Raw genomic sequence first — 21,892 nt, 5'->3', positions numbered from 1 at the left:
ACTCCTTGGGCTTATTTGGCGGCGACGGTGATCTTGCCGACCATGCCGGCCTGGTAATGCCCGGCAATCAGGCAGGCAAAGTCGAAGTTGCCGGGGCGGTTGAAGTTCCAGATGATCTCGCCTGCGCCGTTGGCCCCCACATGCGCCATGTAGGGCGCGTCGTGCTCCATCATGGGGAACTTGACCATCAGGGCGGCGTGCTCGTCTAGCGCGGCCTTGGTGCCAATCACCAGCTCGTGCCCTAGCGCGCCAGTGTTTTTCATCTTAAAGCGGATGGTGTCGCCTTGTTTGACGGCAATGTTGTCGGGGCTAAAGCGCATGCTGTCCAGCATGGTGATGACCACCGTGCGTTTGGCGGCTTTGGCATCGCCTGCAATGCCCCATTCGGTTTGCTCTTTTTTCACCGGGCCGTGGGGTTTGTCGTGGCCGGGCCCGGCCAGCAGCGGACCGGCAGTGGCCAGGAGTGCGGTGGATGCAAGGGCGTGGAGGGCAAGTCTGCGGTGGGTCATGGAATGCTTTCGGTTAATTTAAGAGAAATCGGGCTCTGGCGCATATTTAATATGCGCTAGCAGCTATTATTTTGATAGCAATTGAGGTCAATGGCCGCTGTGTGCGCCTGCGCCGGGCTTGCGCACTTGCACGGTATCGGCCGGTGCAATGGCGGCGGGGCGGGCGGGCTCGGCCAGGCTGCCTGTCCATTCAAACGCCCGCGTACCCGGCGGCTGCTGGTAGGCACCGGGGTCGCGGTAGTCGCCCGGTTTTTGGTCTTTGCGCACTTTCAGGGTGGTGAACATGCCGCCCATCTCGATGGGGCCGTACGGGCCGGTGCCGGTCATCATGGGCAGGGTGTGGTCGGGGATGGGCATTTGCATCTCGCCCATATCTGCCATGCCGCGCTCGCCCATCAGCATGTAGTCGGGCACCAGTTTCTGGATTTTTTGCACCAGGCCACGGTGGTCCACGCCAATCATGTTGGGCACGCCGTGGCCCATAGGGTTCATGGTGTGGTGGCTTTTGTGGCAGTGCAGGGCCCAGTCGCCGGGCTCATCGGCCAGAAATTCAATCTGCCGCATCTGGCCTACGGCGATGTCGGTGGTCACCTCGGGCCAGCGGGCGCTGGGGGGCACCGGGCCGCCATCCGTGCCGGTGACCACAAATTCATGGCCGTGCAGGTGGATGGGGTGGTTGGTCATCGTCAGGTTGCCCACGCGGATGCGCACTTGGTCGCCCTGTCGCACGTTGAGCGTGTCGATGCCGGGGAAGGCGCGGCTGTTCCAGGTCCACAGGTTCTGGTCCAGCATGGTGTTGGGCTTGGGCGTGGTGCTGCCGGGGGTGATGTCGTAGGCGTTCAGAAGGAAGCAGAAGTCGCGCTGCACCTCGGCAATCAGCGGCGTTTTGGTTTTGGGATGCGTGACCCAAAAACCCATCATGCCCATCGCCATTTGTACCATTTCATCGGCGTGCGGGTGGTACATGAAGGTGCCGGGGCGGCGGGCCACAAATTCATACACAAAAGTCTTACCTACCGGAATCTGCGGCTGCGTCAGCCCGCCCACGCCGTCCATGCCGTTGGGCAGGCGCTGGCCGTGCCAGTGGATCGTGGTGTGCTCGGGCAGGCGGTTAGTGACGAAGATGCGCACGCGGTCGCCTTCCACCACCTCAATCGTCGGACCAGGCGACTGGCCGTTGTAGCCCCACAGCGTGGCCTGCATGCCGGGGGCGATTTCGCGCACCACGGGCTCGGCCACTAGGTGGAATTCTTTCACCCCCGCGTTCATGCGCCACGGGCAGGTCCAGCCATTCAAGGTGACCACCGGGTTGTAGGGGCGGCCTGTCGTAGGGATGAGCGGCGGGGCGGTGGCGGGGGTGGTGGCGATCACCGGCTCGGGCAAGGCAGCCAGGGCCACTTTGCTCACGCTGGCAGCGGCTACAGCTGAGAGTGCAGCGCCACCGAAAAAAGTTCTGCGGTCCATATCAATGTCCTTGGGGGGTTGCGGTGTCGGCGGCTGCGCCAGACGATAGGGATGCCAGCGCGCCGGGCGAGGTGCCGGTCAACGCGGTTTGCAAGTCGGCATCGGCCAGCCAGAAGTCGCGCTGTGCCTCGATGGCGCTGTTCACGGCCAGGCTTTGCTGCCGGGTCTCAGTTAGCAGATCCCACACGCTGGCCAGCATGCCGTTGTAGCGCAGCACCTGCTCTTCAACGATGAACTTGCGCAGCGGCACGATCTCGTCGCGGTAGTGCACCGCCAGGTCGAACGCGGTGCGGTAGCCAAAATAGGCCTCGCGCGCTTCCGAGCGGGCCTGGATGGCCACGGCCCTTACCTGGGCGGTGGATTGCAGATACACCGCCTTGGCGCGGGCATGGCGGGCACCGCCCCAGTCGAACAGCGGCAGGGGCAGCTCCAGTTCCCAGCCGCGCTTGGCGGATTTGCTGCCGTGGGCGTTGTCGAAAGTGGTGTTGCGGCTGTAGCTGAGCGCCAGGCCGTCGAAATAGCCCACCACCTTGTCAAAGCCTTCTTGCCGGGCGATGTACCCCGTGCGTGCCACGGCGGCGCGCACGTCCAGCCGCTCGCGCAGTGCCTGGGTTTCGATATCGGTCATGTCAGTGGCGGTTTTGGGGATGTTGGGCAAGCGGTCCAGCAGGGTAAAGCTGGTTTGTACGCCCCACAGGCCCATCAGGCGGGTGAGCTTTTCGCGGGTACTAAAGGCGGTTTGCTGGGCGCGGGCGAGCTGCGCGGTGGCCTCCGCCAGCAGCAGCTGTTCGCGGGCCTGCTCCAGGCGGCTCCAATTTCCCACCCGGGCCATGCGCCGGGCCAGCTCGGCGCCAGTCTCGGCGGCATCTTTTACATCGCGCAGGTACAGGGCGCTTTGCTGGGCGGCCACAGCGGTGATCCAGGCTTTGCGGGTGTCTGCGGCCAGCCGCACCACGTCTTGCGCGGCCTGCAGCTTGGCCATTTCGTGCTGCTGGCCTTGCCACTGGGCGCGCCAGGGCAGGGCCAGCAGCCCGAGCACGTTGAAGCTGAGCATGCGTTCGATCTCGCGCGTGTCGCCCTCGGTGAAGCGGCCAATGGCGAAGTGCGGGTTGGGCAGGCGGCCCATTTGCACCCGGTCAGCGTCGCTGATACCCAGCGTCGCCAGCGAGGCTTGCAGTGGCGGGCTGTTCAGCAGGGCGATGCGCACGGCGGCCTCAGCGCTGAGTGGCTGGGCCAGCAGGTCGGCAATGGCCTGCGGGTTGGGAACCAACTGCGGGCTGACACCGCCCGTTTTGCCCTGGGCGAGCTGCTGTACCGCCCCCAAGTCGCCATCGGGCGATAGCGTGGCGCAGCCGCTGAGTACCAGCAGGGCCAAGGCCATGCCGGTGGTGGTAAAGCGGCGGCTCATTTCGCGGCCTGCGGCTTTTGCGCTGCACGGGCGGCGGCCTGCTCCCACTTGAGCACATCTGCATGGCCCCGGGGGAACTGGGCTACGTCGGCATGGGCTTTTTTCCAGTCCACCAACTGGGTTTCCACTCCGGTGGGCGTGTCGGCAAATACCGAGCGGTAGGCCACAGCGGGTGCGGGGGCCGACGGGTCGGCGGGGTTTTGTGCCCACGCGGCTGCACTTAGCAGCACACTGGTGCTTAAAAATAAAGTTTTCAAAATAATCTCCTGAACGACACAAGCTACGCCCGCAAAGCTGCCGATTTAGGCAGATTGCGGACGGACTACGGCTAGGGGGTTCAGGAAATCGGTGGTTTCAGCGCAAACGCAGCAGGTGCGCTGGCAAAACGGGCGTGGCCGGTGGTGGGCTGCGCATGCGGCAACCAAGGGGTGGGCATTGTGCCTAAGGGGGCAGGCGCGGCCACGGTGTGGCACATCTGGCACAGCGGGCAGGTGCCGCAGGGGGATGCGCCGGGGTCGGTGGTGGCGGCGGTCTCGGGGCTGGCCTCGTTGCAGTGAGCCTGCACTTCAGCATCAAAAGTGCTGCTGGCGCTTATATGGTGTGCGAATGTCGCTACTTTTTGTATAGCAAATGCACTCTGCGCCAGCATGTCCATCGCCATCGCCTCACCCACCCAGCCGCGCAAGGGCAGCAGGACGAGCATGAGGATGAGGACGAAGCGGCGCATGGTGGACCGATTTTAGCGGCTGCGCGACTTCATCGCCCGCTCCACCTCGCGCTTGCCTTCTCGGTCCTTGATGGTGTCGCGCTTGTCGTGCTCGGCTTTGCCCTTGGCCAGGGCGATTTCGCACTTGATCTTGCCGGCCTTCCAGTGCAGGTTCAGCGGCACCAGGGTGTAGCCTTTTTGCTCCACCTTGACGATCATTTTCTTGATCTGCTCTTTGTGCAGCAGCAGTTTTTTGGTGCGCACCTTGTCGGGGCTGATGTGGGTGGAGGCCGAATTCAGCGGGTGGATCTGGCAGCCAATCAAGAACAGCTCGCCTGCGCGCACCACCACATAGCCGTCGGTCAGCTGCACCTTGCCTTCACGCAGCGACTTGACCTCCCAGCCCTCCAACACCAGGCCGCACTCGATGCGCTCCTCGAAGAAGTAGTTGAAGGCGGCCTTCTTGTTATCGGCAATGCGGGTGTTGAGTTCGGGTTTTTTGGCCATGGAGGAGAGGGATGCACAGACAGTGTGCTGGGGGCAAATAGGGGCGGTAAGCAGGTTCTACAATCCCGCGCAGCCTTCCATTCTATGAAAAACGTCCACAAGTCCGTCCTCATCTGGTACAGCCCCGAAGAAATGTTCGCCTTGGTCACCCAGGTGGCGCAGTACCCGCAGTTCCTTCCCTGGTGCGACCAGGCCGCCGTGTTGTCGGAGGATGCCAGGGGCATGACCGCCGAAGTCGGCATCGCCTTTGGCGGTATCCACCAGAAATTCGTCACCCAGAACATCCATGTGGTGGGCCCAGAAGCCTGCCAGGTGGGCATGCGGCTGATCAAGGGACCATTCTCGAAGCTGGACGGCACCTGGACTTTCACTCCTGTGGGCGACGGCACGCAGCGCGCCTGCCGGGTCGATTTGCAACTCAACTACGGTTTTGACAACATCGCGTTATCGGCCCTGGTCGGCCCGGTGTTCGACCGCATTGCGGGCAGCCTGGTGGATGCCTTTGTCAAGCGTGCCGAGCAGGTGTATGGCGGATAGCGTCTTGCACATCACCGTGGTCTGCGCCGTAGCGGCAGGCCAGGTGGTCGAGGTACTGGTGGATTTGCCCCCCGGGGCCAGTGTGGCCGATGCGCTGGGCGCCCGCAGCGTGGTGGCGGCATGGGCCGGGGCGGATGTGCAGGGCTTGGATGCTGGGGTGTGGGGCAAGCTGGCGGCAGCGACCCAGTTGCTGGCAGATGGGGACCGGGTGGAGCTCTACCGGCCCCTAACCGTAGACCCCAAGGTCGCTCGCCGCGAGCGCTTTACCCGCCAGGGGGCGGGCCGCGCAGGGCTTTTTACCAAGAAGCGGGCGGGGGCGAAAGCCGGATATTGAGCCAGGTAGCTATTTGCACTCCGAGGCCATCACGTCTTGCACGCGTTTGACTTCTACGGCCCGGGCCGCATCGTCCAACACCTCGCGCTCGCCTTTTTCGTTGGTCCGGGCGATGCGCATGCCGGAGTCGAAGTTGGCTTTGGACTGTTTGGCCAGCTTGCAGTTTTCTGCGCGGGCGGCGGCTTGTTTGTCGAGTTCGGTTTTGCGTAGCGCGGCTTCGGCATCTTCCGCCTGCTTTTTCTTTTCTTCCAATGCCTTGTCTACGCCGCTGATTTTCGGGGCTGAAGCTGCCGATGCGGGCCGCTCTGGCGCCAACGCCGGCTGGGCTTTGGGTGCGCCGCCAGGTTGTTTGGTAATATTTTTAGCCGGAATATCTGGCGGTGGTGCCCGGTCGCTGAACACTTTGCTGCCGCTGTTGTCGATCCATTGCCACTGGGCTGCCGCACTGAAAGCCAGGGTGCATCCGAGGGCCATTGCAAGCAATTTGTACAGTTTCATGCAACGAGTTTAGCCGTGGCGTGTGGAGTTTTTCATGTTTTGCGCTGGTTCATCCGCTTTGGGCTCGTACTTGTTACAGAAAAGAGGGGCTTGCCGGGCAAGTACAATCCGACTTTTGGAGCTTTCTATATGCGTCTGCTAGGAAAAGCGCTCACTTTCGACGATGTGTTGTTGGTGCCAGCGTTCTCCCAAGTCCTGCCCAAGGACACGTCTCTTGCGACCCGTCTCTCCCGCAACATCACACTGAACCTGCCCTTGGTGTCTGCCGCCATGGACACCGTGACAGAAGCCCGTCTGGCCATCGCTATGGCCCAAGAGGGCGGTATGGGTATCGTGCACAAAAACTTTACACCCAAGCAGCAAGCTGCCGAAGTGCTTAAGGTCAAGCGCTACGAATCCGGTGTGCTGCGCGACCCGGTCATCATCACCCCCAACCACACGGTGCGCCAGGTCATCGACATGTCGGCACAGCTCGGTATTTCCGGCTTCCCGGTGTGCGACGGCGGCAAGGTGGTCGGCATAGTGACCAGCCGCGATTTGCGCTTTGAAACCCGCTACGACGTGTTGGTCAGCGAAATCATGACCCCGCGTGAAAAGCTGGTCACGGTGCAAGAAGGCGCATCCCTGGCCGAAGCCAAGGCGCTGCTGAATAAGTCCAAGCTGGAGCGCCTGCTGGTCATCAACGACGCCTTCGAGCTCAAGGGCTTGATCACGGTGAAAGACATTACCAAGCAAACCAGCTTTCCCAATGCCGCACGCGATGCGCTGGGCCAATTGCGTGTGGGCGCAGCGGTAGGCGTGGGCGAGGGCACCGAAGAGCGCGTCGAAGCGCTGGTGCGTGCCGGTGTGGATGCCATCGTGGTGGACACGGCCCACGGCCACAGCAAGGGTGTGATCGAACGCGTGCGCTGGATCAAGCAAAACTACCCCCAAATTGATGTTATTGGCGGCAACATCGCCACCGGCGCAGCGGCTCTGGCCCTGGTCGAAGCGGGCGCAGATGCGGTCAAGGTCGGCATCGGCCCCGGCAGCATTTGCACCACCCGCATCGTGGCGGGCGTGGGCGTGCCACAAATCATGGCCATCGACAGCGTGGCCACCGCTTTGCTCGGCACAGGCGTTCCCCTGATTGCCGACGGCGGCATCCGTTACAGCGGCGACATCGCCAAAGCCATCGCCGCCGGTGCCAGCACCGTGATGATGGGCGGCATGTTTGCGGGCACCGAAGAAGCACCCGGCGAGGTCGTACTGTTCCAGGGCCGCAGCTACAAAAGCTACCGGGGTATGGGCAGCATCGGTGCCATGCAGCAAGGCAGTGCCGACCGCTATTTCCAAGAGGTCAACACCGGCAACCCCAACGCCGACAAGCTGGTGCCCGAAGGCATTGAAGGCCGGGTGCCTTACAAGGGCTCTATGGTCTCCATCATTTTCCAAATGGCCGGTGGCATCCGTGCCAGCATGGGCTACTGTGGCTGTGCCACTTTGCAAGATATGCAGAACAAAGCCGAGTTTGTGGAAATCACCTCTGCCGGTATCCGCGAAAGCCATGTGCACGACGTGCAAATCACCAAAGAAGCGCCTAACTACCGGTCGGAGTGAATTCCATCGGTAAGTAGTCCCTATCCGGGCAGCCCATGCGCTGCCCGTTTTACATTTTTGACATCCCATTCCCACGCTATGTCCACCCACCAAAAAATCCTCATCCTCGACTTCGGTTCGCAAGTCACCCAGCTCATCGCCCGCCGCGTGCGCGATGCCCATGTGTTTTGCGAAGTCCACCCCTGCGATGTGACGGACGACTGGGTGCGTGCCTACGCCGCCGATGGCAACCTCAAGGGCATCATCTTGTCTGGCAGCCACGCCAGCGTGACCGAAGACACCACCGACCGTGCGCCCCAGGCCGTATTCGATCTCGGTGTGCCGGTGCTGGGCATTTGCTACGGCATGCAGACCATGGCCCAGCAGCTGGGTGGCAAGGTAGAAACCGGTCTGACCCGCGAATTCGGCTATGCCTCCGTGCGTGCCCGGGGCCACACCGCTCTGCTGAAAGACATTGCCGACTTCACCACCCCCGAGGGCGAGGGCATGCTCAACGTGTGGATGAGCCACGGCGACAAGGTCACCGAGCTGCCCCCCGGCTTCAAACTGATGGCCAGCACCGACAGCTGCCCCATCGCCGGTATGGCGGATGAGGCGCGCCAGTTTTACGCGGTGCAGTTCCACCCCGAAGTCACCCACACCGTGCAAGGCCAAGCGCTGCTGAACCGCTTTGTACTGGGCATCTGCGGCACCCGGCCCGACTGGATCATGGGCGACTACATCAGCGAAGCCGTAGCCCGCATCCGCGAGCAGGTGGGCGATGAAGAGGTCATTCTGGGCCTGTCCGGCGGTGTGGACTCCAGCGTGGCCGCCGCCCTGATCCACCGCGCCATTGGCGACCAGCTGACCTGCGTATTCGTAGACCACGGCCTGCTGCGCCTGAACGAGGGCGACATGGTGATGGAGATGTTCGTCGGCAAGCTCAACGCCAAAGTAATCCGCGCCGATGCCAGTGACCTCTTCCTGGGCAAGCTGGTGGGCGTGACCGACCCCGAAGCCAAGCGCAAGATCATCGGCGGCGAGTTCGTCACCGTGTTCAAGCAAGAAGCCGCCAAGCTCAAGGGCGAGGGCGCCAAGGGTGCCAAATGGCTGGCGCAAGGCACGATTTACCCTGACGTGATCGAGTCCGGTGGTGCCAAAAGCAAAAAAGCCGTCACCATCAAAAGCCACCACAACGTCGGCGGCCTGCCCGCCGAACTGGGCCTGAAACTGCTGGAGCCCTTGCGCGAGCTGTTCAAAGACGAAGTGCGCGAGTTGGGCGTGGCCCTGGGCCTGCCGCATGACATGGTCTACCGCCACCCCTTCCCCGGCCCCGGCCTGGGCGTGCGGATTCTGGGCGAGGTTAAAAAGGAATACGCCGACCTGCTGCGCCGCGCCGACGCGATCTTCATCGAAGAGCTGCACAACTTCAAGGACGAAGCCACCGGCAAAACCTGGTACCAGCTGACCAGCCAGGCGTTCACCGTGTTCTTGCCGGTCAAGAGCGTCGGCGTGATGGGCGACGGCCGCACCTACGACTACGTGGTAGCCCTGCGTGCCGTGCAAACCAGCGACTTCATGACCGCCGACTGGGCCGAGCTGCCCTACGCGCTGCTCAAAAAGGTGTCGGGCCGCATCATCAACGAAGTGCGTGGCATCAACCGCGTGACCTACGACGTGAGCAGCAAACCGCCTGCCACGATCGAGTGGGAATAGTAATTGCTATGCATTAAATAGCTGCTAGCGCATTTTCCATATGCGCTAGCAGCCAATTTGATGCGAAATTTCTAGGCCGCCACCAGCAGCTGCGGCCGACGCTCCAGCAGGGCGATGATCTGCGGCAGCAGGGCCTCGGTGGCGCGCCGTCCGGCCTCCACCAGGTAGGGCATGGCGGCGGTGTCGAACAGGCTGACGCGGCGCTCCAGTTGCGGAAACACGCGCAGCAGGCGCATGCCGTCGGCCTCGGCAGCGGCTAGGCGGGCGTACATCAGGTTGTTGGTCATGGCCGAGGTGGTTTGGGCCAACAGGCGGGCGGGTTTGTTGACGCGGTGCGGCATCAGCGCGTCAAAGCCCAAGGCGATCACGGTGTGCGCGTCGCTGGCGGCGCTGACCGGCAACGGGTCGGACACAAAACCGTCGATCAGCCGCTGGCCCGCAATCTGCTGCGGCGCAAACATGAACGGCATGGCCACGCTGGCGCGCAAGGCCTCAACCAGGCCACCCCGGCGAATCACCACCGCAGCACCCGTGGCGGCATCGGTGGCGCTGACGCGCAGGGGAGTGGGCAAGTCTTCGAGCTGCATGTCGCCAAACGCTGCGCGCATGCGGGCCAGGATGAGCCGGTCGTCGCGCAGGCTGAAGTCGGCATCAAAGCGGCCCCAGCCCGGCCACAGCATCTGCGGAATCGCCCGCCAGCGCTGGGTTTGGGTGATTTCGGCGGTCCACAGCGTGGTGGCGATGCGCACCGCGTCAGGCATCGCCATACCCAAGGCTATGGGCGCGCCAAACAAGGCCCCGGCGCTGCACCCCACCACCATATCCGGCCGTATGCCTTCGCGCGCCAGCACCTCGGCCATACCCAAGGCGGCCATGCTGCGCACCCCGCCGCTGCCCAGCACCAGGGCCAACTTGGGCTCGGTCGGCTTGACTGCGGGGCTATGCACGGTGGGCTCCGGCCATGTGGCGCAGCCGTGCGCTCCAACCATGCATGGCTGCAGGTGCCGGGGCCAGGCGCAGGGCCGATTCGGCATGCACCAGGTGCGGATCTTCGGCATCGGGCGTGCAGCAAAAGCGGCAGCGCTGCATCAGGCCCAGCATGGCCCGGTTGTCGGCCAGCACTTCGCCGTGCAGCCAGTGCAGACCGGCGTGGGCCGCTGTGCTGGTTAAGGCGCGCATGGCGCGTTCGCCCAGGCCCCGGCGCTGCCAGCGGTCGTCCACCACCAGGGCGAATTCGGCGCTGTCTTCGCTACCGTCTACCGAATACCGGGCCTCGGCCACGATCTGGATCGGCCCAAAGCGTTGGGCTGTCAGTACAAAAGCCACCTGGCCGCTGCGCTCCATTGGCTCCAGCAGGGCAGGGCGGCTGTTGACACCGCCGTGGAAACGGTGGTGCCGGGCACGCGGCGACAGGCGTTCCAGAAGGGCATCCAGCAGCGGGCCGTCCTGGTGCTGTAGGGGGCGCAAAGTAAGCAGCGTGCCATCGCACAAGCGCCAGCTGTCGTGGGCGGGGTCTGGCGGGCGTAAAGAGGTAAACATGGCCGATGGCTCCTAGCTGAGCGGCCATTTTTGAGGTTTTAGCGGGACTGGTCTGTCCCCATCCGTAGCGACACCGGGGGCCTGCGATGTCGTGCGCAAGCTGCCTCTGCCACCACCGGCGGTCACCGATTGAGGGTTTTGGGGAGAGGTGTGCCCGCGAACTGTGCTGGCGTGTCGCCCATGACCTGCTTGAACGCAGCCACAAAAGCCGATGGGCTGCCAAAGCCCGCCACCGAAGCCACCGTTTTGGTGGAGTCTCCTGCGCCCACCCGGTCCAGGCTAGCAATGATCCGCGCACGCTGTCGCCACGCGCGAAAGCTCATGCCCACCTCGGTGCCGAAATGGCGGGTAAAGCTGCGCTCGGTCATGTGCGCTACACGGGCGATATCGGCCAGGGGTTTGTTCCATTGGCGATGGGCCAGCACGGTTTGGGCGACGTGCAGCAGCGCCGGACTGCTGGGCATCGCCAAATAACTCGGCAGCTCTTGGGCAACCGGTACAAGGCAGAGCAACAAGGCCACCACGCGTTCGCGGATGGACGGTCCGAGTTGGGCATCAAACAGCGCCAGTACCAGTTCGCGCAGCAGCACGCTAGTCACCATGGCCTGCACGCCCGGTATCTCAGGGCAGAGAGACGAACTGAAATACACGGTGCGCATTTCGGTGTCCGACAGCATGGTGACCTGGTGCGCCACCCCAGGTGGTATCCACAGCGCGCGTTGCGGCGGCACAGTCCATTGGCCCTGGTCGGTCTGCACCTGCATGACACCGGATACGGCGAACAGCAACTGCGCGTCTGCATGCTGGTGGCGTTGCAGCACACGGCCACGCAAATGGGTTTTGCCCAGCGTGCGCCAGGCGGGTACGGGTTGGCTGTTCGGCAACATCATTTGGCGTTTGGGGTGCGAGCCGCACCATAGCATGGGGGCACATTCACCCCAAGGAGGTCTCCATGCCCAAACGTGTTGCAGTGTTTTTTTATGGCAGCTTCATGCACCCGGAAGTCATGGCCCAGGCCGAATTCGCCCCTGACTCGGTACAGGTGGCCCAACTGCACGGCCACGACATCTGCCTGGACCCCCACGCCAATGTGTTTGCCAGCCCCATGCACAGCGTGTACGGCATCGTGGTGCAGATCAGCCATGCCGAGCTGGACCGGATGTACGGCAGCCAGGGCGTTGGCTGCTTTTTGCCCGAGGCCGTGCTGGTCACCCTGGCCGATGGCCGTTGGCTACCGGCCATGTGTTACATGCCCCCCAGTCGCAGCAACCAACCAGCCGATCAAGCCTATTTGGCACGGCTGGTAGAGGCAGCCAAGCTGCATGGTCTGCCGCGCGACTATATTTTGCGTCTCCGCTCCTATGCACGTTGACACGCAACTTATCCAGCTGGGCCGCAGCAGTGCTAGGCACGCGGTCAACCCACCTTTGGTGCGTGCACTGGCTCCTACCGAAGCCTGGAGCGTGTACGCCACGCATGCGATCTGAACGGCCAGCATGCGGCGCCCGACGCGTGTTGGTTGGCGCTGCGCGGTCCACGTCGCCGGGTGGCTGCAACAGCAGCCGCAGATCAAACGCCTGCTGTTCCCCGCGCTACCGCAAGACCCAGGTTATGCGCTGTGGCGGCAGCAGTTCAGTGGCACAGCCGGGCCTTTCACGGTAGAGCTTCAGCCCTGTAGCGGGGCGGCGTTTGAGGCCATGGTCAATGCGCTCCAGCTGTTTGGTCTGGGCACCAGTTGGGGTGGGTTCGAGAGCCTGGTCATGCCAGCGATCCCGCACGCCTTGCGTACGTTAAACGCACAGCCAGACGCAGGGCGCCTGCTGCGTTTGCACATAGGCGTGGAAAATGCCGACGACCTGTGCGCAGATCTGGCCCAGGCTTTGCAGCACATACCCACAGTGGCTTAGGACCGTTCGCGCCTGCACTGCAAGGGCCAAGCGCATGTATGGGTGCTATATAAAAAATAGCTGCTTGCGCCGATGGAATAAGCGTGATTACCCTAAAAGGCATGAAGAGGTGAACATGGCCGATAGCTCTTGGCTGAGCGGCCATTTTTGTTGTTTACCCGGGCAAGTCTGTCCCCATTCGTAGCGACATCGCAGCCCGCACATTTTGCGCCAGTGCCCACACGGTAAGCGGTGCAGAGCCTTCGGCCTTGTTGCTGATGGTGACGAAAGTATTCTGTCCCCGGTTGATGGTGCCCGCCACGGCTTTGGCCAGGGTGAGGCGGGTGTCCGGGCCGGGGTCCACGATGCCATTGAACGGGGCGTACAAGTCGCGCACTTCCACCGCCAGCACTTCCGGCATCCGGGCTAACAGGGTCGGCATCGTCGTCGGGTACCTGGGCTGCATATGCTGCATATTGGCTGGCGCTGAGGGCGCGGTAGAAGTTGCGGTCCACGCTCACGGTGCGCAACAGCGGGTGCTGGTCCGGTGGCTTGGGTCGACGAGCGCGCTACAGAAGCTGGCGGTTGCGCGTCGCTGTTGTTATCACCAAACTCGGCAAAGAGCGGGGGTTGATGTGGGGGGGGCGGAGGGTGATGGGCCATGCATCAACCCGGCTGGTAACGGAAGCAGCGTGCGCTGTGGTCGTCCACCATGCCCACGGCCTGCATCGCTAGGTAGGCCTAGGCCTAGGCGTTGCCGATGGTGGCTTCGATCTTGGCGCAGGAACGCACGATGCCGGGGTCTTGCATCAGCCGGTCTACATCGGCCGGGGTGAAGTGGGCCACCGCCACCGTGTCGAACTGGGTGAAGGCGGCACGAAAGCCCTCGCGTTTGCGCAGGATGGTGGCCCACGACAGCCCGGCCTGGAAACGGTCGAGCACCAGCTTTTCCCACAGCTTGCGGCAATCGCGCGCGGGCACGCTCTATTCTTCGTCGTGGTAGGTGGCCATCAGCGGGCTGCTGTCGGCCCAGGTGCAGCGGTAGATTGGTGTGTTCATGGGGCGCTACTCTGGGCCACCCAAGGTGTAAGCCCAGGTAAGCTAGTAAAAATACGTAATACGTGACAAAGTGCCTTGCTATAACTGGCTAAAAGCTTGTAGCTATTTGTAGTGACAAGCCCACAGACGAAGGCATGCGCCCCGACAATGGCCCTACACCGACCGACCGCCGCCCATGCCCGACACCGCCCTTGCTTCCACTATCCAGGTCGCCCTGGTCGAGGACGACGCATTTTTTGCGCGGGCCCTGGCGGATGCCATCCAGGCCGCGCCGGGCATGCATTTGCAGGCCAGCGCCGCCAATTGCCAGCAGGCGCGGCAGATGCTGGCGCTGCCCGCCGCCGATGTGCTGTTGGTCGATCTGGGTCTGCCGGACGGGCCGGGCATCGACATCATCCGCGCCGCCCAGCGCCAGTGGCCGCGCTGCCTAGTGATGGTCAGCACCGTGTTTGGTGACGAAGCCCACGTGATCCAGAGCCTGGAGGCCGGTGCCAGCGGCTATTTGCTCAAAGACAGCTCGCCCACCCTCACGGTGGAAGAAATTCGCAACGTCTACGCCGGGGGCAGCCCCATCAGTCCGCTGATTGCACGCCAGCTGCTGACCCGGTTTCGCCACGCGATGGCCAGCGAATCCACGCCCATGCCGCTCGTGCCCCCGTCATCCAGCCCGCTGCCACAGGAGGAGCAGGCCCGCCTGTCGCCGCGTGAGCGCCAGGTGCTGGACTACATCACCAAGGGTTTCAGCTACGAGGAAATCGGCGTGCTGATGGGCGTGTCGCGCAACACGGTGTTGAGTTTTGTGCGCCGCATTTACGCCAAGCTCAAGGTGCGTTCGCAGCTGGAAGCCATTTATGAAGCCCGCGTTCAAGGCCTACTGGCTCCTTAGCCTGGCCCTGCTGGCACTGGCCGCTGGCGTGGCGCTGTGGCTGGTGCACCACCTGGACCGCCCCGGTGCACAGCATTTTGTGCAGGCGCAACGCATGAGCGGCCCCGGCGGCTCGTTTGCGCCGCTGCCGCCCACCGCAGTGGCGGCCATTGGGGCAGGGCAGACCGTGGCGCTGCCGTACACCTGGTCGCAGCCTCTACAGCCCACGCTGGGGGACGCCCCGCGCGTCACCTGGTTACAGGTGGCGTTGGCCGATCTGCCTGCCTCCTCCACAAGCCCCGGCGGTCTGGTGCTGTACCTGCCGCGCTGGCAAACCATCGGCCGCATCGCGGTGTATGGCGACGACAAGCTGCTGTTTCGTTCGGTGGGCGACGTGGTCTGGAACGGCTTCAACCACCCGCTGTGGGTGCCGCTGGATGCCGCTGGCACAGCCCCCGCGCCCCGGCTGCTGCGCCTGCGCATCGACAGCCTGGCCAGCGCGGGCGGCACCGTGTCCAGCCTGTGGGTGGGTCCGGCCGAGGTGCTGCTGCCCCGCTACCGGCTGCGGCGCATGCTGCAAACCGGCGTTGCCGAGGTGATGGGCATGGCGTTTCTGGGGCTGGGGGGATTCGCCTTGGCGGTGTGGCTGCTGCGCCGGGAGCGCACCTATTTGCTGTTTGCGCTGTTTACCCTGCTGTGGGTGCTGCGCAGCCAGCGTTTTCATGTGGGGCTGGAGCCGCTGGCCCTGCCCAGCGCTTGGTTTGGCTGGATGACCATCAACGCGGGCAATGCGCTGCTGGTCACCTGGTATGCCTTCATGTGCACGCTGGTGCCCACCGCGCCACGCTGGCCGCTGCGGGCGCTGCTGGGTTTGCTGCTGCTGTCGAGCACGCTGACCCTGCCGGTGTGGACCGACCCGGCGTGGATCAGCGCGCTGGCCCCGCTGCCGTACCTGGTGACGAATCTGGCGGGCCTGCCCGCCACCCTCTTGATGGCTTGGGCCGCGTGGCGACACGGTGGGCGGGAAGGCATAGTGGCGGCCAGCATCGGCCTGCTGCATGTGCCGGTGGCCTGGCACGACTGGATGCTGCAAAGCTACCTGGTGGACCCCGAGCACATTTACGCCTGGCCGTTTTCCACCACCTTGCGCCTGGGCATGTTTTTGTACGTCATATTGAACCGGTATGTGGGCGCGCTGAACACCGCCGCGCAGGCCAACCTGCACCTGGCCCAGCGCCTGCGCGAGCGCGAGGCCGCGCTGGCAGCCAGCTACGAGCAACTGCACGCCGTGCAGCAGCGCCAAGTGCTCAGCCAAGAGCGCCAGCGGCTGATGCAAGACATCCACGACGGCATGGGCTCGCAGCTGATGAGTGCCCTGAAAGTAGCCGAAGCCGGCGGCCTGAGCGAGGCGCAAATGGCCCTGGTGCTGCGCGAATGCATCGACGACCTGAAGCTCACCGTGGATTCACTGGAGCCGGTAGAGGCCGACCTGTTGCTGCTGCTGGCAACGCTGCGCTACCGCTTGGCACCGCGCCTGGAGGGCTCGGGTCTGCACCTGCGCTGGGAGGTGGTGGACGTGCCCGCACTCACCTGGCTAGACCCGCGCAGCGCCCTGCATGTGCTGCGCATCCTGCAAGAGGGCATTGCCAACACCTTGCAGCACGCCTGCGCCACCGAACTGCGGGTGGCCACGGGCGAGGCCGATGGTGGGGTGTTTGTGCTGCTGGTGGACAACGGCCAGGGCTTTGTGCCCAAGGCCGACGCTGGCGATGGAGGCCGGGGCCTGTCCAACATGGCCCGGCGCGCGCATGCGATTGGCGGCACGGTGGCCTGGGCGGCCGTGCCGGGCGGCACGCAGTTTCGGCTGTGGTTGCCGCTGCGTGCAGACACCAGCCTTACTGGCTAGCCTGCTGGGTGCTGTCTTTGGGCCAGTAGTCGGCCACTTCCAGCGCGGTGAAATAGCGGCATTGCCCGCTGGCCGATACCAAGAACGCCTTTTGCTTGGCGCTAAGTTCGGGCGACGCGGCTTTGAAGCAGCGCTCCGCATCGCACATGATGCCGGTGCTCTGCCCCACTGCCGCCATGATGCTGGGTGGGCAGAAAAACACCAGTTCTTCATCGGCAGCGGTGGCTGACAAGGGCAGGCAGGTGGCTAGGCCGAGCAGGGCGGTGGTTTTGACAATGGCGTGCAGCATGTTGGGCTCCTGGTAAATGCATGCGGCAAAGTATGGAAGAGGGGCCTGAATTGGTCTGTAGCTATCCATAGCGACAGCCCAAAACCGGCGGGTCAGACCGTAAAATCCGCCCTTGTTTTTCACTGGGGTATGGGATGCGCGCCGTCTTTAGCGTTGTCGGTTTATTGCTGGTGGTGCTGCTCGTCAGCCTGCTGGCCAAGAAGCAAATGGCCCCCACCGTGGCCACGCCGCAAGGCCCGGCATCGGTCCAGAAAATCCCGCAGCAAGTGCAGCAAGCGCTGGATGCCGCGCTGCAAACACCCCGCGCCATGCCCGATGAAAAACCTTAAGACTTTTAGGCCTCTAGCGCATATTGCACCTTCGCTAGTAGCTATAAAAATACTAGCAACCATCCGATGACTGATTTGGATGCCATGCAACTCGCGCTGGACCAGGCGCGGCTGGCCGCTGCGGCGGGCGAGGTGCCCGTGGGCGCGGTGGTGCTGAAAGACGGCGTGGTGATTGCCACCGGCCGCAACACCCCCATCGACGGCCACGACCCCACGGCGCATGCCGAAATCAACGCCTTGCGCGCGGCCGCCCAGGCGCTGGGCAACTACCGGCTGGACGGCTGCGAACTCTTCGTAACCCTGGAGCCCTGCACCATGTGCAGCGGGGCCATGCTGCATGCGCGGCTCAAGCGCGTGGTGTTTGGCGCGGCAGATGTAAAAACCGGCGCGGCCGGCTCGGTCATCAATGTATTTGCCCAAACTGAGCTCAACCACCACACCCAGTTGCAGGGCGGCGTGCGGGCCAACGAATGCGCCGGGCTGCTGCAAAGCTTTTTCCAGCAGCGCCGTGCCGATCAGCGCCAGACCCACATCCCCCTGCGCGAAGACGCGTTGCGCACGCCCGATGCCTGCTTTGCCGATGCGGCGCAGCATTACACCGACATGCACGGTTTGCGCATGCACTACCGCGCAGCAGGTCCGGTGGATGCCACCATCCCCGTGCTGTGCCTGCACAACCGCAGCGGCAGCGGCGCACAATTTCAAACCATGCTGCCCGCCCTGGCCGCTGCGGGCCACCGCGTGCTGGCCCCCGACCTGCTGGGCTTTGGCCGCAGCGACAAACCCAAAAAAGTGGCCTTTCACCGCTGGGACAGGCACCGCGAGGTGCTGTGCGCTTGGCTGGACCAGCTCGGTATTGCCAAGGTGGTGCTGGTGCTGCAAGGCGACGGCCCGCCGCTGCTGCCCGCCGAACGCATCCACACCCTGGTGCGGCTGGATGCCGATACCGCCCCCCCAGATGCCGCCCCGTTCCCCGACAACGGCCACCGCGCCGCGCTGCGCGCCTTTGCCGCCAAAGGCTGGGAGCCGGTCGCGCCTTTCGATGGCCCCACCTTGCGCCTCCACCACCCCCCGGGCGAAAAGGCGGCAGCACTCTTTATCAACCTGTAATTACACAAGCCCAGGCAAACGCCAGAGCGGACACCTAAAGGGATGACGTGGAACCGGCTTTGCCGGGCCACTGGTATCGCCCCCTGCAAGGGGGTTGGCGTAGCGAAGCGCAGCCTGGGGGTGTGTAGACTTCCAGCTGTGACCAAACATATCTATATCTACTCCCCCTCCGGCGCGGTGCGCGACAAAGCCGCCTTCAAACGCGGTGTGGCCCGGCTCAAAACCCTGGGCTACGCGGTCGAAATCGACCCCGATGCCCTCAAGAGCCATATGCGCTTTGCCGGTGACGATGCCGCCCGCGTGGCCGCCATCCACCGGGCAGCGGCCAGCGGTGCCGACATTGCGTTAACCACCCGTGGCGGCTACGGCCTAACGCGCCTCCTGGGCAGCATTGATTACAAAACCGTGGCCAAGGCGATTGAAAACGGCACCCAGTTCGTGGGCTACAGCGACTTCACCGCCCTGCAAAACGCCGTGTTGGCGCAGACCGGGGCCATTACTTGGGCGGGCCCGGCGCTGCTGGAAGGCTTTGGTGTGGACGGCACGCCCGACGACATCATGGAAGCCTGCTTTGACGACCTGGTAGACGGGCAGGGCGAAGGCACCGGCTGGCGGCTGGGCCGCGAGGATACCCAGCTTGCTATGGATTCCGTAGCTGCTAGCGCAGATTCCATAAGCGCCGAGGGCGACTTTTATTTAAAAGACGCGGTTTTGTGGGGCGGCAACCTGTCGGTGCTGGTGTCGCAGATCGGCACGCCGTACTTCCCGCAGATCAATGGCGGCATTCTGTTTCTGGAAGACGTGGGCGAGCACCCGTACCGCATTGAACGCATGCTGACCCAGCTGCTCTACAGCGGCGTGCTGGCGCGGCAACAGGCGATTGTGTTGGGCCAGTTCACCGAATTCACCAAGGTGCCGCACGACGGTACGTTCCGGCTGGCCACTGTGGTGGCCTGGCTGCGCAGCCAGCTCAAGGTGCCGGTGCTGACCAACTTGCCCTTCGGCCACGTGCAAACCAAGGTGCTGCTGCCGGTGGGGGCCAAGGTAGAGCTGGCGGTGCAGGGCCGCGAGGCGCTGGTGGTTTGGGGCCATGTGTCACACGCTGGCGGTGGGCACGATCACCACGACGATCACCACCACCATGGCCATGCACACCATGACTGCTGCGGTCACCCCGACCATGCCTGAATTCGGCTTCAGCCCCGCAGCGGGCTAGACCGCGACATCAAGCCCTTGGGCAACAAGCCTTTGAACAACAGGGTGACGCGGTCCAGTTGGGCCCGCGCGGCGGTTTCGCCATCGCGGCTGGCCAATACGGCCATCAGGTCGGCGCGCAAGTACCACAGGGTTTGGACATCTTTGGCGTGGGCCATGCGGATGTGCAAAATCGACGGCGGCTGGCCATCCACCACCTCGCCCAGACTCGCCAACATGGCGGCCCGCAGCTGCTCCAGCGACTGCACACGCCGCGCATCCACCCGCACCGGCTCCACGCCGAGGATGCTGTAGAGGCTGTTTTTGATGGAGTGGGTGTCCCAGGCCATGGGGTGTTTGCGATGGGTTGGGACTTGTGTCAGTCCGAGTGTGGATGGATGTGGATTAAACGGCGAAACTGTGACAGCTTACCCCGCGCATTTGCGAAAAATGTTTGCAAATGCGCATGGAATGTGGTTCTTTTCGTGGCTTCCGGGGTCCGAAAATCTATCTACCCCGTTTGGCTAGTCGCATTTCACCCCCATAATTTGCATTGAAAAGTGCATGCACTTTTATTGGTTTTAATCGATTCGACCACCAACCACATCTCCAACATGGGCGTTCAGGCCACCGTCGTATTTGCCGATCTCACGGGAAGCACTGCTTTCTACGTGGCACTGGGCAATGAAAAAGCCACCCGTGCGGTAACCCGCATTACGCAGTGGATTGGCGAGGTGTGCGAGGCCCACCAAGGGCGGGTGGTCAAAAAGCTGGGTGACGGTGTGCTGGCCGTATTTGTCGATGCAGGCGATGCGGCCAACGCGGTGATCGCCATCCAGCGCGGGCACCAGCAGCGCCTGCTCAAGTGGCCGGATGCCATCCGCATGGAGATCAAGGCCGGTGTCGCCCGTGGCGAGGTGGTCGAGGTGGATGGCGACTGCTATGGCGATGCGGTCAATGTGGCGTCCCGCCTGAGCGATTTATCCGGGGGCAACCAGATTTGGGCCACCGAGTCGGTGGTGGCGCAAGTAGATGGCGCACAGGGGCTGCGGTTTATGAGCCTGGGTCCGGTCACCCTGCGCGGGCGCAGTGAAGCGGTGCCGCTGTACAAGATTGAATGGCAAGAAGATGCCCAGACCGAATTCGTCACCATGCAGGCCCATCTGGCCAATATCGAGCGGCCCGAAACCCATGTGCCAGGGTCTATCCATCTGGCCTATCTGGGCACCAGCCGCAGCTTTGTATCGACCGAGATGCCGGTGTACCTGGGGCGTGCGGAACAGGCCGAGTTTTTCATTAACGACCCACGGGTGTCGCGTCTGCACGCAAAAATAGAATGGCGCAATGGCGCGTTTTTTATCACCGATCTGAGCAGCTTTGGCACCTGGGTACGGTTTGCCGGTAGCGACACCGACGTGCCTCTGCGCCGCGACGACTGCCAGCTGCATGCCACTGGTGAAATTGCCCTGGGCATGCCGTTCAACGACATCAGCGGCCCCACCGTGCACTTCAACTTCGGGCCGCACGCGCCCTCGTTTTACTGAGCGCTCGCTAGGCCGGGACTAGAATTTGCATACAGCGCCAGAAACCATGTGTTTCTGAGCAACCTATGAACAACCCCGCCCCTTATTGCCATGACGAAAAAATCGACTATTGAGTTTGAAGACATGAACCTGCAGGTGGGGGTGCGGTTGCAAATCATGCCCAGCCAGACCAGCAATCCCACGGTGCACTACACCACGCTGATCGGCTTTGTGTCGGGCGAGTATTTGCTGCTGAAGGTGCCGCAGGAAAGTGCCTCCATGCAGGCGGGCGAAAGCGTCATCATCCGGGTGTTTTCGGGCGTGTCGGTGTTTACCTTTGGCACCAAGATCGAGTCGGTACTGACCACCCCCCGGTCCTTGATGGTGCTGGAGTTTCCGAGCAGCATCCAGAAAGTGGGCCTGCGCAAGGCGGTGCGGGTCAAGGCCAATTTGCCGGTCAAGATCAAAAATGCGCTGGACCCACACAACTTCAAAATGGCCACGCTCTCCGATATCAGCTTGAGCGGTGCCCTGGTCTCGACAGCCCGGCCCTTGGGCACTTCGGGGGATCTGATCGACATCGAATTCTCGCTGCGCGACCAGGCGTCTGACCAGGACGTGACCATTGCCACCACCGCGTCGATCCGCAGCGTGCAGCAGTCGGCAGGCAGCACCGCCGATGGGGCCACCTTCCGCACGGTGTACTCGCACGGCATCAACTTCCACGATATCAGCGCTGCCGACCAGATCATTCTGCAAAACTTTGTCTATGAGACGTTGCTGATCCATCGCACCTGATTTTTTGTCATACAAAATGCTATTAAGTATGTAGCATGTTATGCTTATTCCATATGCGCTAGAGGGCTAAATTACATGTAATTTAGCCCTCTTTGCTTGTGTGAAATGCGTCACGCTCATGTCATTAATTTGACATC

At 63.2% G+C, this 21,892-nt stretch carries 28 protein-coding genes; 14 read left to right on the top strand and 14 right to left on the bottom strand.

Going from position 1 to position 21,892, the window contains the following annotated elements; translation table 11 throughout:
* Window positions 1-11: 11 nt before the first annotated feature.
* The 6 genes from AC0969_RS07245 to smpB all read right to left on the bottom strand — a co-directional run bounded on the left by AC0969_RS07245 (window position 12) and on the right by smpB (window position 4,594).
* The gene (locus AC0969_RS07245; RefSeq protein WP_479623475.1) at window positions 12-509 is read right to left on the bottom strand and encodes a cupredoxin domain-containing protein; all 498 of its coding nucleotides are present in this window, start codon (window positions 507-509) and stop codon (window positions 12-14) included.
* A gap of 87 nt (window positions 510-596) precedes the next feature.
* Window positions 597-1,973: a multicopper oxidase family protein gene (locus AC0969_RS07240; protein ID WP_479623474.1), complete on the bottom strand. Its 1,377-nt coding sequence runs from the start codon at window positions 1,971-1,973 to the stop codon at window positions 597-599.
* Window position 1,974: 1 nt separating this feature from the next.
* A complete protein-coding gene (locus AC0969_RS07235; RefSeq protein WP_479623473.1) occupies window positions 1,975-3,381 on the bottom strand; it encodes a TolC family protein in 1,407 nt (468 codons plus the stop codon).
* Window positions 3,378-3,638 carry a hypothetical protein gene (locus tag AC0969_RS07230; RefSeq protein ID WP_479623472.1) on the bottom strand — a complete coding sequence of 87 codons (261 nt, stop codon included), beginning with the start codon at window positions 3,636-3,638 and terminating at the stop codon, window positions 3,378-3,380. The genes AC0969_RS07235 and AC0969_RS07230 overlap by 4 nt, the downstream gene beginning before the upstream one ends.
* Before the next feature lie 80 nt (window positions 3,639-3,718).
* Entirely contained in the window at window positions 3,719-4,108 is a 390-nt protein-coding gene (locus AC0969_RS07225) for a hypothetical protein (protein WP_479623471.1), read from the bottom strand.
* 12 nt (window positions 4,109-4,120) lie between these two features.
* On the bottom strand, window positions 4,121-4,594 hold the full coding sequence (gene smpB / locus AC0969_RS07220; protein WP_479623470.1) for an SsrA-binding protein SmpB: 474 nt from the start codon (window positions 4,592-4,594) through the stop codon (window positions 4,121-4,123).
* Window positions 4,595-4,678: 84 nt separating this feature from the next.
* On the opposite strand from smpB, the gene AC0969_RS07215 reads away from it, so the two are divergent.
* Window positions 4,679-5,131 (top strand): type II toxin-antitoxin system RatA family toxin, encoded by a 453-nt coding sequence (locus AC0969_RS07215; RefSeq protein ID WP_479623469.1) that lies wholly within the window; start codon window positions 4,679-4,681, stop codon window positions 5,129-5,131.
* The gene (locus AC0969_RS07210) at window positions 5,121-5,465 is read left to right on the top strand and encodes an RnfH family protein (RefSeq protein WP_479623468.1); all 345 of its coding nucleotides are present in this window, start codon (window positions 5,121-5,123) and stop codon (window positions 5,463-5,465) included. The genes AC0969_RS07215 and AC0969_RS07210 overlap by 11 nt, the downstream gene beginning before the upstream one ends.
* A gap of 9 nt (window positions 5,466-5,474) precedes the next feature.
* On the opposite strand, the gene AC0969_RS07205 is transcribed toward AC0969_RS07210, so the two are convergent.
* Window positions 5,475-5,963 carry a DUF4124 domain-containing protein gene (locus AC0969_RS07205; protein WP_479623467.1) on the bottom strand — a complete coding sequence of 163 codons (489 nt, stop codon included), beginning with the start codon at window positions 5,961-5,963 and terminating at the stop codon, window positions 5,475-5,477.
* Window positions 5,964-6,092: 129 nt separating this feature from the next.
* Between AC0969_RS07205 and guaB the strand changes: the two genes are divergently transcribed.
* Window positions 6,093-7,562, top strand: coding sequence for an IMP dehydrogenase (guaB, locus tag AC0969_RS07200; protein ID WP_479623466.1), 1,470 nt, complete (start codon window positions 6,093-6,095; stop codon window positions 7,560-7,562).
* Between the two features lie 78 nt (window positions 7,563-7,640).
* Window positions 7,641-9,257 carry a glutamine-hydrolyzing GMP synthase gene (gene guaA, locus AC0969_RS07195; protein ID WP_479623465.1) on the top strand — a complete coding sequence of 539 codons (1,617 nt, stop codon included), beginning with the start codon at window positions 7,641-7,643 and terminating at the stop codon, window positions 9,255-9,257.
* A 71-nt stretch (window positions 9,258-9,328) separates the two neighbouring features.
* Here the strand turns inward: guaA and AC0969_RS07190 are convergent, their stop codons facing one another.
* The 3 genes from AC0969_RS07190 to AC0969_RS07180 all read right to left on the bottom strand — a co-directional run bounded on the left by AC0969_RS07190 (window position 9,329) and on the right by AC0969_RS07180 (window position 11,686).
* Window positions 9,329-10,204 carry a patatin-like phospholipase family protein gene (locus AC0969_RS07190; RefSeq protein ID WP_479623464.1) on the bottom strand — a complete coding sequence of 292 codons (876 nt, stop codon included), beginning with the start codon at window positions 10,202-10,204 and terminating at the stop codon, window positions 9,329-9,331.
* Window positions 10,197-10,796, bottom strand: a complete 600-nt coding sequence (locus tag AC0969_RS07185; RefSeq protein ID WP_479623463.1) for an N-acetyltransferase family protein — start codon at window positions 10,794-10,796, stop codon at window positions 10,197-10,199. The genes AC0969_RS07190 and AC0969_RS07185 overlap by 8 nt, the downstream gene beginning before the upstream one ends.
* Before the next feature lie 122 nt (window positions 10,797-10,918).
* Window positions 10,919-11,686, bottom strand: coding sequence for an AraC family transcriptional regulator (locus AC0969_RS07180; RefSeq protein ID WP_479623462.1), 768 nt, complete (start codon window positions 11,684-11,686; stop codon window positions 10,919-10,921).
* A 62-nt stretch (window positions 11,687-11,748) separates the two neighbouring features.
* Between AC0969_RS07180 and AC0969_RS07175 the strand changes: the two genes are divergently transcribed.
* The 3 genes from AC0969_RS07175 to AC0969_RS07165 are packed head-to-tail and all read left to right on the top strand — an operon-like array spanning window position 11,749 to window position 12,703.
* Entirely contained in the window at window positions 11,749-12,168 is a 420-nt protein-coding gene (locus AC0969_RS07175; protein ID WP_479623461.1) for a gamma-glutamylcyclotransferase family protein, read from the top strand.
* Window positions 12,158-12,283, top strand: coding sequence for a hypothetical protein (locus tag AC0969_RS07170; RefSeq protein WP_479623460.1), 126 nt, complete (start codon window positions 12,158-12,160; stop codon window positions 12,281-12,283). The genes AC0969_RS07175 and AC0969_RS07170 overlap by 11 nt, the downstream gene beginning before the upstream one ends.
* A 9-nt stretch (window positions 12,284-12,292) precedes the next feature.
* Window positions 12,293-12,703: a PLP-dependent transferase gene (locus AC0969_RS07165; RefSeq protein WP_479623459.1), complete on the top strand. Its 411-nt coding sequence runs from the start codon at window positions 12,293-12,295 to the stop codon at window positions 12,701-12,703.
* Between the two features lie 154 nt (window positions 12,704-12,857).
* Here the strand turns inward: AC0969_RS07165 and AC0969_RS07160 are convergent, their stop codons facing one another.
* Window positions 12,858-13,124: a hypothetical protein gene (locus AC0969_RS07160; protein ID WP_479623458.1), complete on the bottom strand. Its 267-nt coding sequence runs from the start codon at window positions 13,122-13,124 to the stop codon at window positions 12,858-12,860.
* A 305-nt stretch (window positions 13,125-13,429) separates the two neighbouring features.
* Window positions 13,430-13,663, bottom strand: coding sequence for a DNA-3-methyladenine glycosylase I (locus tag AC0969_RS07155; RefSeq protein WP_479623457.1), 234 nt, complete (start codon window positions 13,661-13,663; stop codon window positions 13,430-13,432).
* A 253-nt stretch (window positions 13,664-13,916) separates the two neighbouring features.
* Between AC0969_RS07155 and AC0969_RS07150 the strand changes: the two genes are divergently transcribed.
* Together AC0969_RS07150 and AC0969_RS07145 are read left to right on the top strand one after the other, a co-directional pair.
* Entirely contained in the window at window positions 13,917-14,627 is a 711-nt protein-coding gene (locus tag AC0969_RS07150) for a response regulator (RefSeq protein ID WP_479623456.1), read from the top strand.
* Entirely contained in the window at window positions 14,593-16,512 is a 1,920-nt protein-coding gene (locus tag AC0969_RS07145) for a sensor histidine kinase (protein ID WP_479623455.1), read from the top strand. Before AC0969_RS07150 ends, AC0969_RS07145 begins: the two co-directional genes overlap by 35 nt.
* Here AC0969_RS07145 and AC0969_RS07140 read toward each other — a convergent pair.
* Window positions 16,502-16,801, bottom strand: coding sequence for a hypothetical protein (locus AC0969_RS07140; protein WP_479623454.1), 300 nt, complete (start codon window positions 16,799-16,801; stop codon window positions 16,502-16,504). The genes AC0969_RS07145 and AC0969_RS07140 overlap by 11 nt on opposite strands.
* Before the next feature lie 134 nt (window positions 16,802-16,935).
* On the opposite strand from AC0969_RS07140, the gene AC0969_RS07135 reads away from it, so the two are divergent.
* The 3 genes from AC0969_RS07135 (at window position 16,936) to AC0969_RS07125 (ending at window position 19,428) form a co-directional block, all read left to right on the top strand.
* Complete coding sequence (locus tag AC0969_RS07135) at window positions 16,936-17,130, top strand: hypothetical protein (protein WP_479623453.1); 195 nt, start codon at window positions 16,936-16,938, stop codon at window positions 17,128-17,130.
* A gap of 66 nt (window positions 17,131-17,196) precedes the next feature.
* On the top strand, window positions 17,197-18,240 hold the full coding sequence (gene tadA / locus AC0969_RS07130; protein ID WP_479623452.1) for a tRNA adenosine(34) deaminase TadA: 1,044 nt from the start codon (window positions 17,197-17,199) through the stop codon (window positions 18,238-18,240).
* Between the two features lie 138 nt (window positions 18,241-18,378).
* Window positions 18,379-19,428, top strand: a complete 1,050-nt coding sequence (locus AC0969_RS07125; protein WP_479623451.1) for an LD-carboxypeptidase — start codon at window positions 18,379-18,381, stop codon at window positions 19,426-19,428.
* Between the two features lie 8 nt (window positions 19,429-19,436).
* Here AC0969_RS07125 and AC0969_RS07120 read toward each other — a convergent pair whose 3' ends face one another.
* Window positions 19,437-19,784 (bottom strand): hypothetical protein, encoded by a 348-nt coding sequence (locus AC0969_RS07120; protein WP_479623450.1) that lies wholly within the window; start codon window positions 19,782-19,784, stop codon window positions 19,437-19,439.
* Between the two features lie 225 nt (window positions 19,785-20,009).
* Between AC0969_RS07120 and AC0969_RS07115 the strand changes: the two genes are divergently transcribed.
* On the top strand, window positions 20,010-20,978 hold the full coding sequence (locus tag AC0969_RS07115; protein ID WP_479623449.1) for an adenylate/guanylate cyclase domain-containing protein: 969 nt from the start codon (window positions 20,010-20,012) through the stop codon (window positions 20,976-20,978).
* Between the two features lie 90 nt (window positions 20,979-21,068).
* The gene (locus AC0969_RS07110) at window positions 21,069-21,755 is read left to right on the top strand and encodes a flagellar brake protein (protein WP_479623448.1); all 687 of its coding nucleotides are present in this window, start codon (window positions 21,069-21,071) and stop codon (window positions 21,753-21,755) included.
* The last annotated feature ends 137 nt before the right edge of the window (window positions 21,756-21,892 follow it).

The sequence above is a fragment of the Rhodoferax sp. LB1P47 genome, assembly GCF_056521445.1.
This window is presented reverse-complemented; position numbering and strand designations above follow the sequence as displayed.